Raw genomic sequence first — 5,768 nt, 5'->3', positions numbered from 1 at the left:
GCCGAACCTTGCACATGAACTAAATAAGCTTCTAAGCGATCTTTTAACCAGACTAATTCGTATCCCGCTAGACGGCTATTTTCCCCCAGTAAACCATCTTTTCCCTCTAATTCTACCCTAGCTGGATGGGGTTTAGACCAGCGAGAAAAGTTAGCAGGTCGGCGATAGAGAGGATATTTATACTCGGCGGTTTTTTGCCGACTTGCTTGATAAATTGGCTCAAAATAACCAGTAAATTTAACATTTCCCTGGCTATCATTACCCAAAGAACGATACCAAATAAATTCTTTTTTTACTGCCTTTTGTAGAGCTGCGGGAGTGGGAGAATTCTGCACTAATTGACGAAAACGTACTAAGGAACGCTGCACTCGCTGACGAGTTATTTCAGGAATAGGATAATTTTGATAGGCGCGGATCGCCGCCGAGCTATTCAGATAACGTAAACTATGATCGATCGCTTGTAGTAGGGTTTTTTTGTCCGTTAGCAGTCGTTCATCGTATCCCGTAGATGTTCCTAATTCTGAGATTTCAAAACGTTCTAGGGGCAAATTTGCGGGGGTGAGGGCAATTAATCCCAAGCTGAGGGGGAGGAGTGTCAAAAGGTGTTTCATGGTGATAGGAGTGGGCAGCTATTGACTCGATTAACGATGGAGAAGGATAAATGAGAAAAGTTGTTTCTTGTTTATATCATGAGGATAGTTGTTGCCGATAAATCTTAATTTGTTCCAAGCGAGGGCCGACCTTAGAAATAATGGTAAATTCTAAATTTTGGTAATATAATTGTTCTCCCACCCTCGGTATTTTTTGCCAATGATGGAGGATAAAACCAGCTAGGGTTTGGTATTCATCGGCCAAGGGTAAGCTTAAATTTAATGCTTTGTTCACGTCCTCTAAATTCATTTGTGCTTGTACGAGAAAAGTTGATTCATCGAGGAGTTGGTATTCCAATGTTCCTGATTGATCACTAGGGGGAAAAGTTCCTAGAATCTCGCCGATTAAATCTTTGAGGGTTAATAAACCGGCTGTTCTGCCAAATTCATCCACAATGATAACCATCTTTAAGAATGATTCCTGCATCACTGTCAGTAATTCATTTAAAGGGGTAGTTTCGGGGAAAAAACGCACAGGTTTTAACCAAGGTTTAATCGGGGTTGTTAAATTTAACTGACCTTCGGCAAGGGGTAAAGCTAAATCTTTAAAATCGATCAGACCACGGATATCATCACCAGAATCTCCTGCCACAGGATAGCAAGAATAGCCACTGTTAACCACGTTGAGCAATAATTCCTGAAAAGTTGCGGTCGAGGGAATAGCTATTAAACGGTTATGGGGAACCATGATTTCCGCAGCAGTGATTTCGCCAAACTGGAAGACATTATTTAAAATTTTCCTTTCCGCTGCTTCTAATCCCGTTAATTCCCCTTCCATGCTGATAATTAATTGTAATTCCTCGCAAGTTACCCGATTAGAACGCTGTAGATCCACTTCGGGGATACGGGTTAAAACCAATAAAAAACGAGTTGATTGGTTCAGAATACCGATAAAAGGCTTAAAAATCTGGGAAATAACGCCAATAGGTGCTGCTAATAATCGCGCCATCGGTTCGGCATAAATTAAAGCGAGGGATTTGGGATAAAGTTCCCCAAAAACTATCTGGAGATAGGCAACAATTAAAAAAGCTAGACAAAGAGAGAAACCATGGGAGAGAAGATTTTGCCAGTTTAAAGAAAAGGGTAAAAAACTTAGTAATTTCCTCACAAAAACGGTCATGGTACTCTCCCCGATCCAACCTAAAGCTAAACTAGAAAGGGTGATGCCTAATTGGGTAGTGGAAAGTAAGCGATCGAGACTTCTTTGTAGAGATTGGACCGTCTGCGCTGGCACATCTCCCGCGGCCACTAGCTGACTGATGCGGGTACGACGGACAGACACAAGCGAAAATTCCGCCGCTACGAAAAAAGCATTGAGGACGATTAGTAAAAAGACTAAAATTAAACGAGTCAATAAATCCTGATTATCCATAGCGAAAAGGCAAAATTCGCCTTTTTTAAAGCCTATCCTTTGGTTTCGTCCTTTGATTGCGGTTGGTTTTTCTGTTGTTGCATATAAACTCTCACTCTTTTAATTACTTCTTCTTCTTTAACGGGGATAAAAGTTTGATTGCGACCATAACTGGTGCGATCGTTGGTAAACTTTTTAGCGGGGTTGATATCCGGTTGACTGACTCCCTTCAGGGAGGCGATTCCCAATTGATAGGCTACCCAACCGCTACCGAAGCCGGCGGCTAACATGGCTACCATCAAAAGGAGACCTAACTGCAAGGAGGTGCTGATTGAAAATTTTTTCATCTTGGTGGGGCTGAATTTTCACGTTCAGAGTAATTACCGATCTATAATGAGTTAATAGTATAACCCAGGGTTGGCCGAGCGGTTGAGGCAACGAACTCATAATTCGTGCTAGGCAGGTTCAACTCCTGCACCCTGGATAGTTTTGATGGCTTCGGGTGATCGGCTTCGACTGCACTGGAGTAAGTTAATCTTGTCCTTGTTGGTGCAGAACACAATCTTTTTAAGCCGCTGCATACTAAGGTGATCATGTCAAGAACTCCAGAGTTTCTTTTTCTAAGGCTCTGTCTTAAAGCGGTATTCAGAGTGTAGGGTGCGTTAGGCGGTTACTAATTTGGTCAAAAAACCAAAACTAACAAGCCGCCGTAACGCACCACTTGATCAGAATTGCCAATCGTATCAATGATAACTTATCGAGAAATATTTAGCCCGTGATTAGCAATAATGTCGATTTTAAATTTCCCATAATCGCTAAATCAAATCTCTTTCATAATTCATCATTCATAATTTATCTCAGATATCGAGTTCCGCCAAATGCGATGTTATTGACAACCCTGTTGACTGAGATAACGCAACAAATCTCGACGCTTCATGAGGCGATCAAAGTCGGTACAATTTGGACATGGGTTGATGCAGAAAAGATTAGATAAATTGGTTCTTCTAAATCCGCTTCTGCATCTGTTAACAAACCATTAGGCAAGGGTAAGGATTCCCCCCTAGATAAATTAACTTCTGCCATGTCCACCAGCGCACTAGCTAAGGAAGGGCGTACTGCTGCTAGATCATTTCCCCAGGAAATCACGCCAGGAAAATCCAAGACTTCTCCATGGACTCCCTGTTCCAAAAATTTATACATTGCTTTGTAGGTAAGCATCCAATTTATACTCCTTTCTTTCAGCGAATTTTTTGATTAATATAGCGTTTCTGATTCACAAGAGGTACATTCCCGATCCTGAACAGCTTAATCAGCAAAGGTTTAAGTGTGCCGCACAGATGCGAGAACCGCTATAGATTAAGATATTGTTTTTATTTACTGAATTTGATTATTCTCTAGCCACTTGGTAGCTTCACTAATAAACAATTTTGCATTTTCTAAAGTTTTGCCTGCTTGTTGTTGAGTGATGGGTATCGTTTCATCATAATCACTTAACTGTCTTAAATCAAAAGTCTCACTCAAGGTTCTTGATAAGTTTTGAGATAATTCTCCAGTTTTAATAAATTGTTGTCCAAATTGTTGAATCAAGCCTCTGTGAGTTCTAGTATTGACGTTTTTAGCAGCCAAGAGAGCTTGTATTGTATAATATAAGGCGTAATAAGCCCGAGAAATACAAGCACGATATAGAGTATTTTCCCACAAAATTTCAGCAGCATATAATTCTTCTTTAGCTAGACTTAGTAATGTTTGAATGCGGTTCATAAAGCTATACCTTCTCGGCGAATATTTTCTAATAAAGGAGTATCTTTACATAAAAAGTCTTCTTCAGATATGGGCAAAACTGAGATGAATTGATCGTATTTAAGGTTAATTTGATTTTTAACTTCTCCCATACGGAAAATTTCATCTCCAGGAGAAACTGGACTTTTTAAAATTACCATGATATCAATATCAGAGTCTTCTGTTGCATCTCCTCTGGCTTGAGAACCGTATAGAACTAAGTTTATTAATTTATCGCCATAGATTTTTTCTAGTGCTTGGCGAAATTCTGTGATAATTTTTTCAAGTTTTTTCATAATTTATCAATTTTAGACCTTCAAACTATTTTCCCAAAACTTTAGCCCCATCTTCTTGCAGTTTGTCATTAGCTGTTTCAGATTGATGTTTGTGTATTACCAAGTCGATAAAATTGTTAACTTCCAGTAAAAGTGACTCTGGTAGTTGTTACAATTTAGCGATTGTAGTTTGACGAATAGTCATGAGAACAACCTTCCCCAAAATCCTTTTTCCAGTCTTTTCACTTGATCAAGAGTATATTGGTATTTATCCATCGTGTTCTGTTGCACGTAAAGTTGTGCCGCTTGATTATAGTCAGCGATCGCACCTTGCTTGTCTCCTAAGTTAGACTTGGCATTCCCGCGACCAATGTAGGCATAAGCATAGTCGGGTTTGATTTGAATGGCTTGATTGTAGTCAGCGATCGCACCTTGATTGTCTCCTAATTCACCTTTGTTACAACCACGATTAAACCACTCTTCGGCTGTCAATTTTACCGTTTTTGAATGTAACTCTGGCTTGACTTGAGTAATGCCCCACTCTAGTTTATGGAAGGCAGCAGCATCATCAATCTTCTTGAAACTTACCCAATTAAGTTCTTGTAGGAAGAGTAAATCACCAGGAATTTTATGGTTCTTCGGTTTGTGTTATGCAATGGAGGGGGGTTATAAAGGATAAAACCCTTACACAGAAAGACATTGCTTCGATTTTGGCTAATTGTTTTCTATCTAGAACGAGCTAATCAATTGAGTCTCTTGCCCTATAAGGATTTAGTCGATTTATGCCCCCTGATCGAATCATACCAAGTAACGAAGAACCATTATTGCCGACCAATAAAAAAACAATTTTGAGGCAGAATGATAAAGTAGCTCATGTGATCAGAGCGATCGCCGCTTGTGTTCAAGGTTCTGGTATGTCCAACTGACGAAAAATTCTCACAGCCATCCCTCGACATCGAGAAATTGTCGAGGGATGGCTGTACGCCGACCATTGGGTGGCTTTTCCCAGATGGAATGTTCACTTCCTTCTCGTACCAATTGACAACCCTGTTGACTGAGATAACGCAACAAATCTCGACGCTTCATGAGGCGATCGAAGTCGGTACAATTTGGACATGGGTTGATGCAGAAAAGATTAGATAAATTGGTTCTTCTAAATCCGCTTCTGGGTCTGTTAACAACGCATTAGGCAAGGGTAAAGATTCCCCCCTAGATATATTAACTTCTGCCATGTCCACCAGCGCACTGGCTAAGGAACGGCGTACTGTTGCTAGATCATTTCCCCAGGAAATCACGCCAGGGAAATCCAAGACTTCTCCATGGACTCCTTGTTCCAGAAATTTATACATTGCTTTGTAGGTAAGCGTCCAATTTATGCTCCTTTCTTTCAGCGAATTTTTTGATTAATCGTAAAATGTAGGGTGCGTTAGGCGGCTACCAATTCGGTCAAAAAACCAAAATTAACAAGCCGCCGTAACGCACCGATCGTATCATTAATTGTACCTAATCTAAAACAGGCTTCTAGCCTGTTCCACGGGAAGATGGCCTCGGGGGGATATTGGTTGATAGATAAGGTCTGCTGAAAAAGTTTGTTGGTGGGGGCAGGGTGTGGGGTGTGGGGTGTGGGGTGTAGGGTTTTACCGATTTTGAGGTAGTCAGTTACCTAATTTTCAGGGAAAAAGTACCTGAATTTTACCCCCGATCCCTCCAATG

General features: G+C 40.6%; 10 protein-coding genes and 1 tRNA gene. 2 read left to right on the top strand and 9 right to left on the bottom strand.

The annotated features are described in order from the left end of the window. From PX482_RS10130 to PX482_RS10120, 3 genes are all read right to left on the bottom strand, one after another. Positions 1-611, bottom strand: a 611-nt coding sequence (locus PX482_RS10130; RefSeq protein WP_288122391.1) for an MltA domain-containing protein, incomplete at its 3' end; no start/stop codon positions are given. A 76-nt stretch (positions 612-687) separates the two neighbouring features. Then, positions 688-2,022 carry a hemolysin family protein gene (locus PX482_RS10125; RefSeq protein ID WP_004159402.1) on the bottom strand — a complete coding sequence of 445 codons (1,335 nt, stop codon included), beginning with the start codon at positions 2,020-2,022 and terminating at the stop codon, positions 688-690. Positions 2,023-2,054: 32 nt separating this feature from the next. Continuing rightward, positions 2,055-2,348: a hypothetical protein gene (locus PX482_RS10120; RefSeq protein ID WP_004159404.1), complete on the bottom strand. Its 294-nt coding sequence runs from the start codon at positions 2,346-2,348 to the stop codon at positions 2,055-2,057. Between the two features lie 64 nt (positions 2,349-2,412). Between PX482_RS10120 and PX482_RS10115 the strand changes: the two genes are divergently transcribed. Next, a tRNA-Ile gene (locus tag PX482_RS10115) sits at positions 2,413-2,485 on the top strand. Positions 2,486-2,934: 449 nt separating this feature from the next. Here PX482_RS10115 and PX482_RS10110 read toward each other — a convergent pair. The 4 genes from PX482_RS10110 to PX482_RS10095 all read right to left on the bottom strand — a co-directional run bounded on the left by PX482_RS10110 (position 2,935) and on the right by PX482_RS10095 (position 4,547). Continuing rightward, a complete protein-coding gene (locus PX482_RS10110) occupies positions 2,935-3,219 on the bottom strand; it encodes a type II toxin-antitoxin system HicB family antitoxin (RefSeq protein WP_288024677.1) in 285 nt (94 codons plus the stop codon). A gap of 156 nt (positions 3,220-3,375) precedes the next feature. Beyond that, positions 3,376-3,762, bottom strand: a complete 387-nt coding sequence (locus tag PX482_RS10105) for a HEPN domain-containing protein (RefSeq protein ID WP_004159406.1) — start codon at positions 3,760-3,762, stop codon at positions 3,376-3,378. Continuing rightward, positions 3,759-4,076, bottom strand: coding sequence for a nucleotidyltransferase domain-containing protein (locus tag PX482_RS10100; RefSeq protein ID WP_004159407.1), 318 nt, complete (start codon positions 4,074-4,076; stop codon positions 3,759-3,761). The genes PX482_RS10105 and PX482_RS10100 overlap by 4 nt, the downstream gene beginning before the upstream one ends. A gap of 180 nt (positions 4,077-4,256) precedes the next feature. Continuing rightward, entirely contained in the window at positions 4,257-4,547 is a 291-nt protein-coding gene (locus tag PX482_RS10095; protein WP_004159408.1) for a tetratricopeptide repeat protein, read from the bottom strand. A 207-nt stretch (positions 4,548-4,754) separates the two neighbouring features. Between PX482_RS10095 and PX482_RS10090 the strand changes: the two genes are divergently transcribed. Further along, a complete protein-coding gene (locus tag PX482_RS10090) occupies positions 4,755-4,907 on the top strand; it encodes a hypothetical protein (RefSeq protein WP_288097014.1) in 153 nt (50 codons plus the stop codon). 84 nt (positions 4,908-4,991) lie between these two features. Here PX482_RS10090 and PX482_RS10085 read toward each other — a convergent pair whose 3' ends face one another. Next, positions 4,992-5,141 (bottom strand): type II toxin-antitoxin system HicA family toxin, encoded by a 150-nt coding sequence (locus PX482_RS10085; RefSeq protein ID WP_288027202.1) that lies wholly within the window; start codon positions 5,139-5,141, stop codon positions 4,992-4,994. Then, positions 5,138-5,404 carry a type II toxin-antitoxin system HicB family antitoxin gene (locus PX482_RS10080; RefSeq protein ID WP_004159412.1) on the bottom strand — a complete coding sequence of 89 codons (267 nt, stop codon included), beginning with the start codon at positions 5,402-5,404 and terminating at the stop codon, positions 5,138-5,140. The genes PX482_RS10085 and PX482_RS10080 overlap by 4 nt, the downstream gene beginning before the upstream one ends. Between the last annotated feature and the right edge of the window lie 364 nt (positions 5,405-5,768).

It is taken from the genome of Microcystis sp. M53602_WE12, assembly GCF_030065455.1.
Classification (GTDB): Bacteria; Cyanobacteriota; Cyanobacteriia; order Cyanobacteriales; family Microcystaceae; genus Microcystis; species Microcystis aeruginosa.
This window is presented reverse-complemented; position numbering and strand designations above follow the sequence as displayed.